Origin of the sequence: Serratia sp. CMO1 (assembly GCF_015689115.1) — a bacterium.
In the GTDB taxonomy this organism is placed as follows: domain Bacteria; phylum Pseudomonadota; class Gammaproteobacteria; order Enterobacterales; family Enterobacteriaceae; genus Serratia; species Serratia marcescens.
In genome coordinates, this window is sequence record NZ_CP065032.1 from 4,076,051 (window position 1) to 4,091,108 (window position 15,058).

Sequence of the window (15,058 nt, forward strand, 5' to 3'; positions counted from 1 at the left end):
GGGTGCTCATGGATCTGGACGCCAACAACCAGCAGACGGGGGATATCCCCCGTCGCCGGGTTGCCTTACCGTTCGGATTCGTAAGCCAAAATGGCCGCAACCTCCGTAGTGCCCGATCGGATCCGCAGCTCGCACAGCGTGCTACGGGTTATCCATGCCAGTGATATTACCGTGGCACAAATAACCACCAGTTTTAACAGGCTCCGTTTGTTCGGCATCATGCCTTCTTCTCCTTGCCTCGCGGCGGGTAAGAGGCTAACTTAACGTTGCTGGCGTTAGAGTAGGCCTCGGGTTGATGAATATCGACTCGGGGCTTTTCTCTTTGTACCTTTCACGCAGACTCTAGATACAAAGATCCAGAGCACCCGCGCGCAGTATATTCATCCTCCCCGTTATCCCGATTCCTTTTTACTGACTCCGTTTCATTTCTGCGCAAAATTGCGCAAAGGCGTTGCAACAGACTGAAAATCGCCGCACGGATGGCGAAAAAAGAAATAAAAAAAGCGGCCCCCATACGATGAGAGCCGCTTTTTCAGCGAGGCGTGGCCAAGCGTCAGGCGTGTTTCTTGGCCGCCTGCAGGTACAGCATTTCCAGACCCAGGGTCGCCGCGGCCAGCGCGGTGATCTCGGACTGATCATAAGCCGGCGCCACTTCCACTACGTCCATGCCGACGATGTTCAGCGACTGCATGCCGCGCACCAGTTTCAGCGCGCGATCGGAGGTCAGGCCGCCGATCACCGGCGTGCCGGTGCCCGGTGCGAACGCCGGATCCAGGCAGTCGATGTCGAAGGTCAGGTACACCGGCATATCGCCGACGATGCCCTTGATCTGAGTCAGCAGGTCGTCCACGCTGCGATCGTTCACCTGCGCGGCGTCCAGTACGGTAAAGCCATTGTCGTGATCGAACTCGGTGCGAATGCCGATCTGCACCGAGTGATGCGGGTCGATCAGGCCTTCGTTCGGCGCATGATAGAACATGGTGCCGTGGTCGAACTTGCTGCCGTTGGCGTAGGTATCGGTATGGGCGTCGAAGTGCACCAGCGCCAGCTTGCCGAAATGCTTGGCGTGCGCGCGCAGCAGCGGCAGGGTGACAAAGTGATCGCCGCCGAACGAGAGCATGCGCTTACCGGCCTTCAGCAGTTTCTCCGCATGCGCCTGCAGCTTGTCGCTCATGTCCTGCGCATCGCCGAAGTTGAACACGATGTCGCCGCAGTCAACCACGTTCAGACGATCGCGCAGATCGAAGCTCCACGGCCAACGGTTGCCTTCCCAGGCCAGGTTGGTGGACACCTGGCGGATGGCCGCCGGGCCATGACGGCCGCCGGCGCGACCGGAGGTCGCCATGTCAAACGGAATGCCGGTGATGACCCACTCTGCATCGCTGTCGTAAGGCATGAAGTTCAGCGGAAAGCGCAGGAAACCAAAGGCGTTGGACACTAATGAATTATCGGACTGATGGCCTAAGGTGCTCATAGTAAACCCTCGTAGTTCAACAAGTTGCCGGGCGCAGACGCCGGGCCGTTACAAAAAAAAATCCCTCCCGCGTCGTTAGCCCGACGAGAAAGGGATTTATTCGATGTGTGTTTCGGTGCTACCGATACGGCAGATTATGGCCGCATTTTATCCATGCTTCAAGGGGGCCGATATCGCCCCCCATGAAGAAGGCGGTTACTCGTCTTCCAGATACGTATAACCGTACAGACCGGCCTCAAACTCTTCCAGGAACTGCGCCTGCAGCTCGCTGTCCAGATCGGTTTCTTTGACCTGATCGCGGAATTTGGACAGCAGCGCGCTCGGATCGAGCTGCACGTACTCCAGCATATCCGCCACGGTGTCGCCCTCGTCGGACAGCTCGGTCTCGACGCTGCCGTCCGGGAACACGTACACGTCAACCGAGGCGGTGTCGCCGAACAGGTTGTGCATGTTGCCGAGGATCTCCTGATACGCGCCGACCATGAAGAAGCCCAGCGCCGGCGGGTTCTCCGGATCGTACGGCGGCATCGGCATGGTGGTCGCCACGCCGTCGCCGTCGACGTAATGGTCGATGGTGCCGTCGGAGTCGCAGGTGATATCGAGCAGCACAGCGCGGCCTTCCGGCGGTTTATCCAGCCCTTCCAGCGGCAGCACCGGGAACAGCTGGTCGATACCCCAGGCATCCGGCATCGACTGGAACAGTGAGAAGTTGACGTAGAACTTGTCCGCCATGCGCTCTTGCAGCTCGTCGATGATCGGGCGGTGTGCGCGGTTGCTCGGATCGAGCTGCTGCTGGATCTTGTTGCAGATGTTCAGATACAGCTGCTCGGCCCAGGCGCGCTTGGTCAGGTCCAGCATGCCGTGCGCATATTGGGTATGCACGTCGTGCAGATCCATCTGGCTGTCGTGCAACCATTCGCGCAGCGAGCGGCGGTTTTCCGGCTCGTTCATTTCCAGCCAGGTTTCCCACATGCTTTCCAGCGCGCGCGGGGCATCGGCTTCCGGCGGCTGCGGTTCGCTGAACTCGTTGCGCTCGACGCCGATCACGTTGGAGACCAGCACCGTGTGGTGCGCAGTCACGGCGCGGCCGGACTCGGTGATCACCGTCGGGTGCGGCAGGCCGTGTTCGTTACAGGCGTCGCCGATGCCCCAAATCACGTTGTTGGCGTATTCGTTCAGGCCGTAGTTGACCGAGCAATCGGACTGCGAGCGGGTGCCTTCGTAGTCGACGCCCAAACCGCCGCCCACGTCGAAGCACTGAATGTTGACGCCCAGCTTGTGCAGCTCAACGTAGAAGCGCGCCGATTCGCGCACGCCGGTGGCGATATCGCGAATGTTGGCCAGCTGCGAGCCCAGGTGGAAGTGCAGCAGCTGCAGGCTGTCGAGACGGCCCGCTTCGCGCAGGGTCTCCACCAGCTTCAGCACCTGCACTGCCGCCAGACCGAATTTGGATTTTTCGCCGCCGCTCGACTGCCATTTGCCGGAGCCTTGCGACGCCAGACGCGCACGCACGCCCAGGCGTGGTATGACGTTCAGCCGTTCGGCCTCTTCCAGCACCAGGTTGATCTCGGACATTTTCTCGATCACCAGGTACACCTTGTGCCCCAGCTTTTCCCCGATCAACGCCAGGCGAATGTATTCACGATCTTTATAACCATTACAGACAATCACCGAGCGGGTCATGCCGGCATGCGCCAGCACCGCCATCAGCTCGGCCTTGGAGCCGGCTTCCAGCCCCAGCGGTTCGCCGGAATTCACCAGCGATTCAATCACGCGGCGGTGTTGATTCACCTTGATCGGATACACCAGGAAATAACCGCCCTGGTAGCCGAAGGATTCACGCGCGCGTTTGAACGCGGCGTTGATCGAACGCAGGCGATGCTGAAGGATCTGCGGGAAGCAGAACAGCGCCGGCAGACGTTGGCCGTCTTTCTGGCGCGTTTTCACCAGTTCTGCCAGATCGACGCGCGCCTGCGGGACATCCGGATCCGGGCACACGCTGATATGGCCCAGCTCGTTGACGTCATAGTAATTGTTGCCCCAGTAGGCGACGTTATAAGTACGCAGCATCTTGCTGGCATTACGATCATTCATGGCAACCTCCTGCATGGAGCGCAAAGATAAAGACTCGCCCGCAACCGGCGGACGGTGAATCAACAGATCATCAGACATGGTTCGCCTCACATTCCCTACTGACGAAACCGTCAGCCACTATCGCAGCTACAACCCGCGAGAACAACCCAACAAGCCGCGCCGGCGGCAGCGAAGAGAACTGCCGTTCGCGGTCAGCGATCGGTTTATCACTCATATAATTGTAAGACACCCTGTTCAAACCTCGTGAATCGGGCCAAGAAACATCCCACAGGAAGGCTGCAGGCTACCCTTGTTCAGTTCTTCAGACGACCGTTAGCCGGCCCGAGAATCCTGAGTAGCGGCCAAGTGTTTATCGCACCTGGTAAGTGACAGAGAGACAAGACGGGAAATAGCAGAAGAATGTGCGCCAGAACGGCACTGCTGTTGAGAACCAACAACCGGTAGACAACGGATCATTAATCCAACCACCTCCACGCGCGCCGTTCGGAGTGAACGACCCAGCCTCTAAAATAGTGTAAGAACGTGACCGTTCGATGAAGCGGCGGCGCTTACGGCGAACGCCCGCGACGGATAATAGCGCAACGCCGGCGAATGCAAAGCGGAAGTTAATCGCACCTTCCACCACGCCAGACCGCCGTACTGTGCAGCAAATGAACCGCGCGCGCAGTTTATACCGGTAAGCAGGTGAAAAAGCAAAATGAAAATTCGCCGAAAACTGTTTCAAGCGATGAAAATGGCGCCAACCCGTTTGCGCAAAAGAGCGAAAGCGCAAAAAATTACTGGCAATCTGGCTAAACCCTGACCTAAAATAGACGTCCAGATGTTAATCCATCTATACTGGTTAACTGATAAACTGCTTAACGGCTTTGCCTGAGGGGCGTTGCAGGATGCATCTCGCGCCATCAGCGGAAGACCCTTCGCTTCGATGCCGGATCTCCAGCGCTGTGCAGTAATTTCTAACCCGTCTTATGCAAGGTAAAGAACACAATGGCTAAACACCTCTTCACGTCCGAATCCGTCTCCGAAGGACATCCCGATAAAATCGCCGATCAGATCTCCGATGCCGTCCTCGACGCCATCCTGGAACAAGATCCGAAGGCGCGCGTCGCCTGCGAAACCTACGTGAAAACCGGCATGGTCTTGGTCGGCGGTGAAATCACCACCAGCGCCTGGGTCGATATCGAAGAGATTACCCGCAAGACCGTGCGCGAGATCGGCTACGTTCATTCGGACATGGGCTTTGACGCCAACTCCTGTGCAGTATTGAGCGCTATCGGCAAGCAATCCCCGGATATCAATCAGGGCGTTGATCGTACCGATCCTCTCGAACAGGGCGCCGGCGATCAGGGCTTGATGTTTGGCTACGCCACCAACGAAACCGACGTGCTGATGCCTGCACCTGTCACCTACGCGCACCGTCTGGTGCAGCGCCAGTCCGAAGTGCGTAAAAACGGCACCCTGCCGTGGCTGCGCCCGGATGCGAAGAGCCAGGTGACCTTCCAGTACGACGACGGCAAAATCGTCGGCATCGACGCCGTGGTGCTGTCCACCCAGCACTCTGAAGACATCTCGCTGAAAGATCTGCAAGAAGCGGTGATGGAAGAGATCATCAAGCCGGTACTGCCGGCGGAATGGCTGACGGCGGGCACCAAATACCACATCAACCCGACCGGCCGTTTCGTTATCGGCGGCCCGATGGGCGACTGCGGCCTGACCGGCCGTAAGATCATCGTCGACACCTACGGCGGCATGGCGCGCCACGGCGGCGGCGCCTTCTCCGGTAAGGATCCGTCCAAGGTTGACCGTTCCGCGGCTTACGCGGCGCGCTATGTGGCGAAAAACATCGTTGCCGCCGGCCTGGCCGATCGCTGCGAGATTCAGGTGTCTTACGCTATCGGCGTAGCGGAACCGACCTCCATCATGGTGGAAACCTTCGGTACCGAGAAAGTGCCAACCGAACAGCTGACGCTGCTGGTGCGCGAATTCTTCGATCTGCGCCCATACGGCCTGATCCAGATGATGGATCTGCTGCAGCCGATCTACCGCGAAACCGCCGCCTACGGCCACTTCGGCCGCGAACACTTCCCATGGGAAGCAACCGACAAAGCCGCACTGCTGCGCGATGCCGCCGGCCTGAAATAAGCCCCGACATCAACATGAAAACGGCGAGCCTGGGCTCGCCGTTTTTTTTGAGCAGATGGGTGCTCATGGATCAACGCATCAACTGCCGGCCGGCGGAGGCAAAGCCCCCGCCGCCGGGTTGTCTTACCGTTCGGATTCGTAAGCCAAAATGGCCGCAACCTCCGTAGTGCCCGATCGGATACGCAGTTCACACAGCGTGCTGCGGGTTATCCATGCCAGTGATATTACCGTGGCACAAATAACCACCAATTTTAACAGGCTCCGTTTGTTCGGCATCATGCCTTCTTCTCCTTGCCTCGCGGCGGGTAAGAGGCTAACTTAACGTTGTCACGCGTTAGAGTAGGCCTCGGGTTGATGGATATCGACTCGGGGCTTTTCTCTTTGTATCTTTCACGCAGGCTCCAGAGACAAAGATCCAGAGCACCCGCACGCAGTATATTCACCTCCCCCTCTCTTCCCGCGTTCCTTTTCACGTTAAATGTCTTTCTTGCGCAGCGACACGCAACGCCTTGCAAGGCGTTGAAAAAAGGCCCAGCAACGCTGGGCCCTTGATGGCGGAGAAAGCAAAGTAGGGATGAAGCTTACGACGTCTGCTTACGCAACAGATAAACGAAGTACGGCGCGCCGATAAAGGTCGCCAGTAACCCGGCGGGGATCTGATACGGAAACAGCAGCATCCGCCCGCACCAGTCGGCAAATACCATCAGCAAACCGCCCAACAGCGCGGCGATCACCATCTGCGGCAGCGCGCGGCGGAAGCCCAACATGCGCGCCATATGCGGCGCCATCAGCCCGACAAAGCTCAGCGGCCCCACGGTCAGGGTCGCCATGGCGGTCAGCGTGGCGGCCAGCAACAGAATGGTCAACCGCGCCGGCGTCAGCGCAATCCCCACCGAGCGGGCGGTGGCGCCGCCGAGCGGCAGAATGGTCAGCCAGCGACGGCACAGCGGCGCCAATACCATCAGGCCGGCGGCCACCAGCGCGGTGCGCAGCGCCTGCGCCGGCTCAACCGAATAGGTTGAACCGGAGAGCCAGGTCAGCAAGCCCCCCATACGCGGATCGCCGCTGGCCAACAGCAGGAAGATGACGGTGGTAAAGGCGGTGCTGAGCGCGATACCGGCGAGCAACATGCGCTCAGTCGAGAAACCGCCGCGGCCTGCGGCGATCATGATGATCAGCAGCGTCGCGGCCGCCCCCAAACTGCCGGCGGGCAGCAGCCAAACGAAGGCGTCGCCCGGCACCATAAACAGCATCATCACGACGCCAAAAGCGGCGCCGGAACTGATGCCCAACACTTCCGGGCTGGCCATCGGGTTGCCGGTCAGCTTCTGGATCAGCGTGCCGGCGACCGCCAGCATCATGCCCGCCGCCAGCGCCGACAGCGCCCGCGGCCAACGCCACGGCAGCAACGCGTCCAGCTCCGCACCCAGGCTCCAGTGCCAGCCGCCGGCGTTTTTGCCCAGCATCAGCGCCAGCGTCAGGCCGATCAATAGCACGACGCCGGCCAGCGCTGCCCAGCCAGGCAGATTCCCGCGTTCGGCAGGCACCTTGTCGCCAAGGTTCATCGGCGGCGGCGTAGCGGCGCTGCGCAAACGCGGCAGCAGCCACAACAGCAGCGGCGCGCCGAACAGTGCGGTGGCCGCACCGGTCGGGATCTCGCGCCACACCTGCGTCACCCCGAGCATCACCTGATCGGTCAGCCACAGCAGCAGCGCCCCCAGCAACGGCGCCAGCATCATGCGGTGCGCCAGGCGGCGCGCGCCCAGCATCTTCGCCATCAGCGGCGCAAACAGGCCGATAAAGCCGATAACGCCCACCGCACTCACCAGCATGGCGCTGAAGATAATGGCCACCCCCAGGGCGCAGAAGCGCGCCATCGACAGCCCCAGCCCCAGGTTGCGCGCCACGCCGTCGTCCAGCCCCAGCAGCGTCAGCGGGCGCAGCAACAGCGCCGCCAGCAGGCCTGCCACCAGCAAACGCGGCAGGAGGAACTGTACGGCGCTCCAATCCTGTTGGTTCAGCGCGCCGGTGCCCCACAGGAACATGCCCTGCAGCTGATCGTAATGAAACAGCGCCAACAGGCTGTTGACCGCGCCGCAGTACAGCCCCAGCACCAGCCCGGCTAGAATCAGCGTGACCGGCGACATACGCTTGCCCCAGGCGACGCCGAACACCAGCCCGCCCACCACAATCGCGCCCACCATAGCGGCCAGCTGGCGGGTGAATTCCCCCCCCGGCAGCACCCACAGCGTGGCGATGGTCAGGCCGAGCTGCGCGCCGGCGGCCACGCCGAGCGTCGACGGTTCCGCCAACGGATTGCGCAACACCTGCTGGAACAGCACGCCGACCAAGCCCAGGCCGGCGCCGGCCAACAGCGACACCGTCAACCGCGGCAGCAGGCTGTAATGGAACAGCATTTGCCGCACGTCGTCGATGTCCGGCGCGCTGAGCGCCCGCGCCCATTGCGCCGGCGGCAGCTGCTGCGTCAGGTTGTATATCGTCAGGCCACCTGCCGCCGCCAGCAACAGCAGGATCAGCGTCAGCGGCAATTTCCGGATGCCCGCATTCATGACGCACTCTCCTGAGCCTGCGCCAACAGGCGGCAAAACCGCATCGTCGACAGCGTGGCGCCATAGAACCACACCGCCGGCACCTGCCGCAGCTGGTTTTGCCGCACGAAGGGCAATGACTGCCACAGCGGCGTCGCGCTGACCTTGTCCATCATCGCCTGATTGCCGTGATCGAGATAGATGACCCGGGCGTTACGCACCGAGGCCAACCGTTCAATCCCCACCACCGCCGTGCCCCAAAAGTCGGTTGGCTCCTGCCAGGCATTGCGGATGCCCAGTTGGTCCATCGCTTCCTGGAACAGGCTTTTCTGGCCGATGATCAACGCATGACGCGTGTCGATCAGTGAAAACAGCAGCAACGGTTGGCGGGTGTAGCTTTGCAGGCGCTGACGCGCATCCTGCATAAAACTGTCGAACTGCGCCAGGTGGTTTACCGCCCGGCTTTCTATGCCCAACCGCTGGCCCAGCGCCAGCAGCGACTGACGGGCGACGGTCAGCGGTTTGCCGCTGCCGTCGTTGAAGCCGAAGCTCATGGTTGGCGCGATGGGTTGGATTTTGCGCGGCGTCGGGCCATAGCCCTGCGACAGCAACACCAGCGAAGGCTGGAGCTGCTGCAGCAGTTCGAGGTTAGGTTCGGTGCGCTGGCCGACGTCGACCACCGTCGCCGGCAGCTTCGGCTCCGCCACCCACAGGTTGTAGTTATGCACATCGGCCACCGCCAGCGGCGTTACGCCCAATGCCAACAGCAGCTCGATCGGCAGCCATTCCAGCGCCGCAACGCGCGCGATATCCGGCGGCGTATCCGCCGCTCGCCCGGGCCACGCTCCCAACAGCGGCGACAGCGCCAGCGCCATCAACAGACGGCGGCGCAGCGGATCGTGAGAAGAAGTGAATGCAGAGGACATCAGTAGACAAAACTCACCGGCGCGCCGCCGCTCGGGTGCGGCAACGTGCCCATAGGAATACCGTAAATTTGCTCCAGCACCGGCCCCTGCATCAGTTCCAGCGGGCCGCCCTGGGCGATCATTTCACCGCCGCGCAGCGCCACCAAATGGTCGCAGTAGCGCGCCGCCATGTTGATGTCGTGCAGCACGGCGATCACCGTGAGATCGCGTTCGCGGCTCAAGCGCTGGATCAGCGCCAACACCTCAACCTGATGCGCGATGTCCAGCGCCGAGGTCGGTTCGTCGAGCAGCAGGCAGCGGCTGTCCTGCGCCACCATCATCGCCAGCCAGGCGCGTTGGCGCTCGCCGCCGGACAGGCTGTCCACCAAGCGGTTGGCGAACGGCTTCAGCCCCACCAGTGAAATGGCCTCTTCCACCAATTGGCGATCGTTGGCGCCAAACCGCCCCAGCGCGCCATGCCACGGATAGCGCCCGACGGCCACCAGTTCGCGCACCGTCATGCCTTCCGCCGCCGGCAACTGCTGCGGCAGGTAGGCCACCTGGCGGGCGAAGGATTTGCTGTCCCACTGCGCCAACGGCTGCCGATTGAGCAGTACCTGGCCGCCGCTGGGCGCATGGTGCCGCCCGAGCAGTTTCAACAGGGTGGATTTACCGGAACCGTTATGGCCGATCAGGCCGCAGACGTTGCCCTGGGGAAAACTGAGCGACAGCGGTTGCAGCAGCACCCGGCCGGGGACGGCGAAACTGGCGTTATCCAGCGCGAAGGTCGCGCCGGGATTAAGAAGTTTGTCCTGCATAGATCCTGCTTTGTCCGGGGCGACGCGGCGCCGCCCCGGCTATCCGGTTAGAAACGGAAGGTTGCGGTGGCGACCACCTGGCGTTCTGCGCCCCAGTAGCAGGCGTAGTCGCGGTAGCAGCTCGACACGTAGGTCTTGTCGAACAGGTTATTGATGTTGACGCCCACGGACGAGCCCGGCAGGCCAAAGCGCGCCAGATCGTATTTAATGGTCGCGTCCACCAGCGTGTAGTCCGGCACCTTGAAGGTGGAGTTATCGCTGTTGAAGCTCGAGCTGGAACCGACGTAACGCACGCCGGAACCCAGCGTCAGGCCGCTCACCGCCGTTTCGTGGAAGGTATAATCCGCCCACAGCGACGCCATATGTTTCGGCACCTCGACGGTCGGTTTGCCCTGATAGGTATTGTCCTTGGTGTACTTCGCATCGGTATAGGTATAGGAGGCGATCAGGTTGACGTTGGCATTCAATGCCGCCTTGGCTTCCAGCTCCACACCGCGCGAACGGATCTCGCCGCTCTGCACGCTGAACTGCGCGTTATCCGGATCCGGCGTCAGGTTGTTGTTCTTGGTCAGCTGGTACAGCGCGCCGGTCAGCACGATTGGGCGATCCTTCGGCACGTATTTCACACCGGCTTCATACTGCTTGCCGATCGAGGGCTTAAAGGTCTGGCCATTGATTGACGTATCGAGGGTCGGTTCAAACGACTCGCTGTAGCTGAAATACGGCGTCACGCCGTTGTCGAACAGGTAATTCAATCCGCCGCGCCAGGTAAACTGCCCATCGGAGCGTTCGTTGGTGTACCCGAGAACGCGGTTATTGGCCGACGTTTTCGCCCAGTCATAGCGCCCGCCCAGCGTCAACAGCCACTGGTTCCACTCCCCTTGCTCCTGCACATACAGGCCGGTTTGCTCCTGACGGTTCAAGTACTTGTATGGGAAGTTGATATTGACCACATCATTGCCATACTGCGGCTGGGTCATGCTCAGGCCGTCTGCGGAACCATAGTCGGAATTGATATCGTTGCGCATACGCGAATAATCTACGCCAAACAACAGCGTATGGTCGATATCGCCGGTTTTCACCTTCGCCTGCGCCTGAGTATCAACCGCAAAATTGTTCAGGTGTTCTTTCGACTGAACGTAAGCGCGATTGATCGTCGTCGGTGATGACAAGCCGAACCCGTAAATGCTCTTCATATCGGTGTCCACCTGCATATAACGCAGGTTCTGGCGCACCGCCCAGGTATCGTTGAAGGCGTGTTCGAAGCTGTACCCGATCATCCGCTGCTTGCGCGCCATATAGTTGCTGGCTTCGCCTTCGTTGAAATCGGTCGGCAGTTTGCTGCCGTCCGGCAACGGGATCAGCGTGCCCTGCTTCGGCAACCAGCCGTAATAACCGGTATAGGGATCGTTTTGAATGTTGGCCAGCAGCGTGAAGTTGGTTTTGTCATCCGGGCGCCAGCTAAAGGACGGCGCGATCGCATAGCGCTTCTCTTTGCTCATGTTCTGCTGCGTATCGCTGTCTTTCGCCAGGCCGGTCAGGCGATAGGAATAAATGCCCTGATCGTCCAGCGCGTCGCTGAAATCGAAACCGGTCTGGAACAGGTTATCGGTACCCATTTTGAACTGGATTTCGCGCAGCGGCTCGGTGGTTGGCCGCTTGCTGACCATCGAGACCAAACCGCCCGGGTTGCTTTTACCGTACAGCACCGAGACCGGGCCCCGCAGCAGCTCGGCACGTTCGAGGAAATAAGGATCGATGGACGCTTCGCTGTAGTTGTCGCCCAGCAACCGCAGGCCATCCAGATACTGGGTGGTGTTGGTAGCCGGGAAGCCGCGGATTGCCACCGCGTCATAGGTCGTGGAGCTGCCGCGGCTGGCGAATACGCCCGGCGCATAGGCCAGCGCGCCCTTCACCGTATCCGGCTGGCGCATGTCCATCTCTTCACGCGTCACCACGGAAACGGACTGCGGGTTCTTTTCGATCGGCGTATCGGTTTTGGTGCCGGTGGCGCTGCGTTTGGCGACATAGGTGCCGACCGGCCCCCAGGCGCTTTCCTGCTGGGCGGTATTGCTGCCGCCCACAACGGTAATCGTGTCTTCCTTGGCGGACGACTTGGCGTCGGCGGAAAAGGCCGGCATCGCCAGCGTGCCCAGCGCCGCGGCGACGGTGATCGCTAACGCGCTGACGGGGAGGCGGCCCTGCTTGGCCGCGAATGATGGAAGACGCTTGGTCGGCATAGTTGATTTCTCTGATGAATAATTAAATGACGAATGTAAACGATAATAATTATTATAAGCGTCGCATTTTATGCAGAAGCCAAATTAAACTGCAAGCCGAATTCATAGGGCAAATAGGTTAAGGATTAGACGCTTAGCCTTGCGGTTAGCAGGGAAATAAAACGAGCAGAAAAATAAAAAAGCCCGCAACCAAGGTTACGGGCTTAATAACAAAGAAAAAACTTTCACCGGGGCCGACGCCCCGGTAGCGATTACTGGCCGAACATATCCTTGATCCAGCCGGCGACGCCATCGCCATCTTTTTGCTCACCCGCCGCCGGTTGTTGCTGTTGCTGCTGTTGCTGCACCGCCGCCTGGCTGGCCTGGCACAATCCCTGCGGATTGTCGGTCCAGACCGGGATGGTGCGCCAGCTGCCGCCGCCGCAGATAAAGTTGCCGGCAGAGTCGATGCTCATCTGGTTAATGCCTTCCGGCGGCTGCAGCATCAGCGGCAGCGGCGTCTGGTTTTCCAGATAGCGGCGATACAGGGTCAACGCGCCGTTGGCGCCGGTCAGCTTGGCCGGGCCGTTGTTATCGCGCCCGACCCAGGCGATCGCCACTTCCTTGCCGTCGATGCCGGCGAACCAGCTGTCGCGCAGATCGTTGGTGGTACCGGTTTTCGCCGCCAGGTTGTAGTTCGGGAACTTCACCGACAGCGAGCGGGAGGTCCCGCGCGCCACGCCCTGCTGCATCGCGTACAGCGTCAGGTAAGCGGCCTGCGCCGGCACCATGCGCTCCGCCTGCGGGAAGCTCTGGTACAGCACGGTGCCGTCTTCGGCGATCACCGAACGCACCGCCGACAGCGGCGCACGGTTACCGCCGCTGGCGATGGTCTGGTACTCCTGCGCGACTTCCATCGGCGTCAGGCCGATCGCTCCCAGCAGCATCGAAGGCACCGGATTGATCTCCGCTTTCGGGATCCCCAGGCGTTGCAGCGTGGCGCTGATCTGATCCAGCCCGACCGACAGGCCGAGGTTCACCGTCGGCACGTTCAGCGAGTTGGCCAACGCATCCACCAGCATCACCTGACCGCGGAATTTGCGATCGTAGTTGTTCGGCTGCCAGACGGCGCCGTTGGGCTGTTTCAGCGACAGCGGCGCATCCGCCAGCCAGGTGTTGAGGCGGTATTTGTCCGGCTCGGACAGCGCGGTCAGGTACGTTGGCGGTTTGGCCAGCGAGCCGACCAGGCGTCGCGCCTGCATGGCGCGGTTGAAACCGGCGAACTGCGGGTTGGCGCCGCCGACCATGGCGCGCACTTCACCGCTGAAGCGATCGACGATCACCATCGCCGCTTCCAGATCCTGCAGGTGACGCGCGGCGCGCAGCGCCGGGATGCCGTCTTCAACCGCTTTTTCCGCCGCGTCTTGCGACACCGGATCCAGCGTGGTGAAGATCTTCACGCCGGACAGGTCATTGACCTTATCGCCCAGCCTGGTTTGCAGTTCCTGACGCACCATCTGCATAAACGCCGGCTGTGGCGTAATGACGCCGCCTTTCGGCTGTACGCCCAGCGGACGCGCGCTCAGCATGTCATACAGCTCGCCGTCGATCACCCCCTGGTTCTGCAGCAGTTTGAGCACCAGATTGCGGCGTTCCAGCGCCAGTTTCGGGTTACGCCACGGGTTATACAGCGACGCGCCCTTGACCATGCCGACCAGCAACGCCTGTTGATCGAGGCTCAGCTCATCCACCGGGCGACCGAAGTAATACAGGCTGGCCAGCGGGAAACCGCGGATCTGGTCGCTGCCGCTCTGGCCGAGGTACACCTCGTTCAGATACAGCTCCAGGATGCGGTCTTTGCTGTAACGGTAATCCACCAACAGCGCCATATAGGCTTCGTTGGCCTTACGCCATAGCGAACGTTCGTTGGTCAGGAACAGGTTCTTCACCAGCTGCTGCGTCAGGGTACTGCCGCCCTGCACCGCACGGCCGGCGGTCAGGTTGGCCAGCACCGCGCGGCCGATGGAGTATGGGCTGATGCCGTCATGCTCGTAGAAGTGGCGGTCTTCCGTGGCGATCAGCGTGTCCACCAACAGATCCGGGAAACCGGAACGCGGCACGAACAGGCGCTGTTCACCGTTCGGCGACTGCAGCATGGTGATAAGACGCGGATCGAGGCGGAAGAAGCCGAAGCTGCGGCCGCTGTCCAGGTTTTCGATCTTCGCCAAACGGTTGTTCTGGAAATCGAGGCGGGCGCGGATCTGCCCTTCTTTACCGTCCGGGAAGTCGAACGGGCGACGCAGCATCTCGATGCTGTTGGCCTGTACGGTAAACTCGCCCGGACGCGTCATGCGGCTGACCTGGCGATACTGCATGCCTTCCAGCAGGTTGACCATCTCCTTCTTGCTGTACGGCATGCCCGGTTCCAGGTTGACCATGCGGCCGTACACCGCCGCCGGCAGCTGCCAGACTTTGCCGTCGATGCGGCTGCGGATCTGCGAGTCCAGGTAGACGCCATAGATCGCCAACAAGACGGCGAGCACCAGGATCAGTTTGATAATCAGGCCGAGCCAGCGGCGTTTTTTACGCGGCGGAGTCGCTTTTACCTTACGCGGCATGCGTTCCTCCTCCTCTTCATACTCATCATCGTCATACTCGTCTTCTTCGTAATCGTCATAATCGTCGTCTCGGCGACGGCGCGGCGGCTTGCGCGACGCGGTGCTTTTTGGTTGTTTTCCTTTGCGCCCGATGGGCTCGCGGTCATCCCCAGCCATGGCTGTTGTTCTCCGAGCTTGCCGACACTGCCGGCCATGATTAGTCGCTTAATCTGTGCCGACGCCGCAGCGCTGACCAGAAG

General features: G+C 60.9%; 10 protein-coding genes. 1 reads left to right on the forward strand and 9 read right to left on the reverse strand.

Annotation, left to right across the window (positions count from 1 at the left end; genetic code table 11):
* Positions 1-65 precede the first annotated feature (65 nt).
* The 3 genes from IT763_RS19435 to speA form a co-directional block, all read right to left on the reverse strand.
* Positions 66-218 (reverse strand): Hok/Gef family protein, encoded by a 153-nt coding sequence (locus IT763_RS19435; protein ID WP_004937610.1) that lies wholly within the window; start codon positions 216-218, stop codon positions 66-68.
* A 335-nt stretch (positions 219-553) separates the two neighbouring features.
* Entirely contained in the window at positions 554-1,474 is a 921-nt protein-coding gene (speB, locus tag IT763_RS19440; protein WP_004937606.1) for an agmatinase, read from the reverse strand.
* Positions 1,475-1,669: 195 nt separating this feature from the next.
* Positions 1,670-3,646: a biosynthetic arginine decarboxylase gene (gene speA, locus IT763_RS19445; RefSeq protein WP_028127388.1), complete on the reverse strand. Its 1,977-nt coding sequence runs from the start codon at positions 3,644-3,646 to the stop codon at positions 1,670-1,672.
* A gap of 909 nt (positions 3,647-4,555) precedes the next feature.
* Here speA and metK point away from each other — a divergent pair.
* Positions 4,556-5,710: a methionine adenosyltransferase gene (gene metK / locus IT763_RS19455; RefSeq protein WP_016926681.1), complete on the forward strand. Its 1,155-nt coding sequence runs from the start codon at positions 4,556-4,558 to the stop codon at positions 5,708-5,710.
* Between the two features lie 123 nt (positions 5,711-5,833).
* On the opposite strand, the gene IT763_RS19460 is transcribed toward metK, so the two are convergent.
* From IT763_RS19460 to mrcB, 6 genes are all read right to left on the reverse strand, one after another.
* Positions 5,834-5,986 carry a Hok/Gef family protein gene (locus IT763_RS19460; RefSeq protein ID WP_004937610.1) on the reverse strand — a complete coding sequence of 51 codons (153 nt, stop codon included), beginning with the start codon at positions 5,984-5,986 and terminating at the stop codon, positions 5,834-5,836.
* 305 nt (positions 5,987-6,291) lie between these two features.
* Entirely contained in the window at positions 6,292-8,280 is a 1,989-nt protein-coding gene (gene fhuB, locus IT763_RS19465) for a Fe(3+)-hydroxamate ABC transporter permease FhuB (protein WP_016930052.1), read from the reverse strand.
* Entirely contained in the window at positions 8,277-9,185 is a 909-nt protein-coding gene (gene fhuD / locus IT763_RS19470; RefSeq protein WP_151254404.1) for a Fe(3+)-hydroxamate ABC transporter substrate-binding protein FhuD, read from the reverse strand. The genes fhuB and fhuD overlap by 4 nt, the downstream gene beginning before the upstream one ends.
* Positions 9,185-9,982, reverse strand: coding sequence for a Fe3+-hydroxamate ABC transporter ATP-binding protein FhuC (fhuC, locus tag IT763_RS19475; RefSeq protein WP_016930054.1), 798 nt, complete (start codon positions 9,980-9,982; stop codon positions 9,185-9,187). The genes fhuD and fhuC overlap by 1 nt, the downstream gene beginning before the upstream one ends.
* 47 nt (positions 9,983-10,029) lie before the next feature.
* Complete coding sequence (gene fhuA / locus IT763_RS19480) at positions 10,030-12,222, reverse strand: ferrichrome porin FhuA (protein WP_049300407.1); 2,193 nt, start codon at positions 12,220-12,222, stop codon at positions 10,030-10,032.
* Between the two features lie 251 nt (positions 12,223-12,473).
* On the reverse strand, positions 12,474-14,975 hold the full coding sequence (gene mrcB, locus IT763_RS19485; RefSeq protein ID WP_016930056.1) for a bifunctional glycosyl transferase/transpeptidase: 2,502 nt from the start codon (positions 14,973-14,975) through the stop codon (positions 12,474-12,476).
* Positions 14,976-15,058 lie beyond the last annotated feature (83 nt).

What these genes read in the sequence shown, in the direction of transcription:
- IT763_RS19435 (WP_004937610.1), bottom strand. Translation starts at nt 218, where the DNA reads ATGCCGAACAAACGGAGCCTGTTAAAACTGGTGGTTATTTGTGCCACG.
- speB (WP_004937606.1), bottom strand. Translation starts at nt 1,474, where the DNA reads ATGAGCACCTTAGGCCATCAGTCCGATAATTCATTAGTGTCCAACGCC.
- speA (WP_028127388.1), bottom strand. Translation starts at nt 3,646, where the DNA reads ATGTCTGATGATCTGTTGATTCACCGTCCGCCGGTTGCGGGCGAGTCT.
- metK (WP_016926681.1), top strand. Translation starts at nt 4,556, where the DNA reads ATGGCTAAACACCTCTTCACGTCCGAATCCGTCTCCGAAGGACATCCC.
- IT763_RS19460 (WP_004937610.1), bottom strand. Translation starts at nt 5,986, where the DNA reads ATGCCGAACAAACGGAGCCTGTTAAAATTGGTGGTTATTTGTGCCACG.
- fhuB (WP_016930052.1), bottom strand. Translation starts at nt 8,280, where the DNA reads ATGAATGCGGGCATCCGGAAATTGCCGCTGACGCTGATCCTGCTGTTG.
- fhuD (WP_151254404.1), bottom strand. Translation starts at nt 9,185, where the DNA reads ATGTCCTCTGCATTCACTTCTTCTCACGATCCGCTGCGCCGCCGTCTG.
- fhuC (WP_016930054.1), bottom strand. Translation starts at nt 9,982, where the DNA reads ATGCAGGACAAACTTCTTAATCCCGGCGCGACCTTCGCGCTGGATAAC.
- fhuA (WP_049300407.1), bottom strand. Translation starts at nt 12,222, where the DNA reads ATGCCGACCAAGCGTCTTCCATCATTCGCGGCCAAGCAGGGCCGCCTC.
- mrcB (WP_016930056.1), bottom strand. Translation starts at nt 14,975, where the DNA reads ATGGCTGGGGATGACCGCGAGCCCATCGGGCGCAAAGGAAAACAACCA.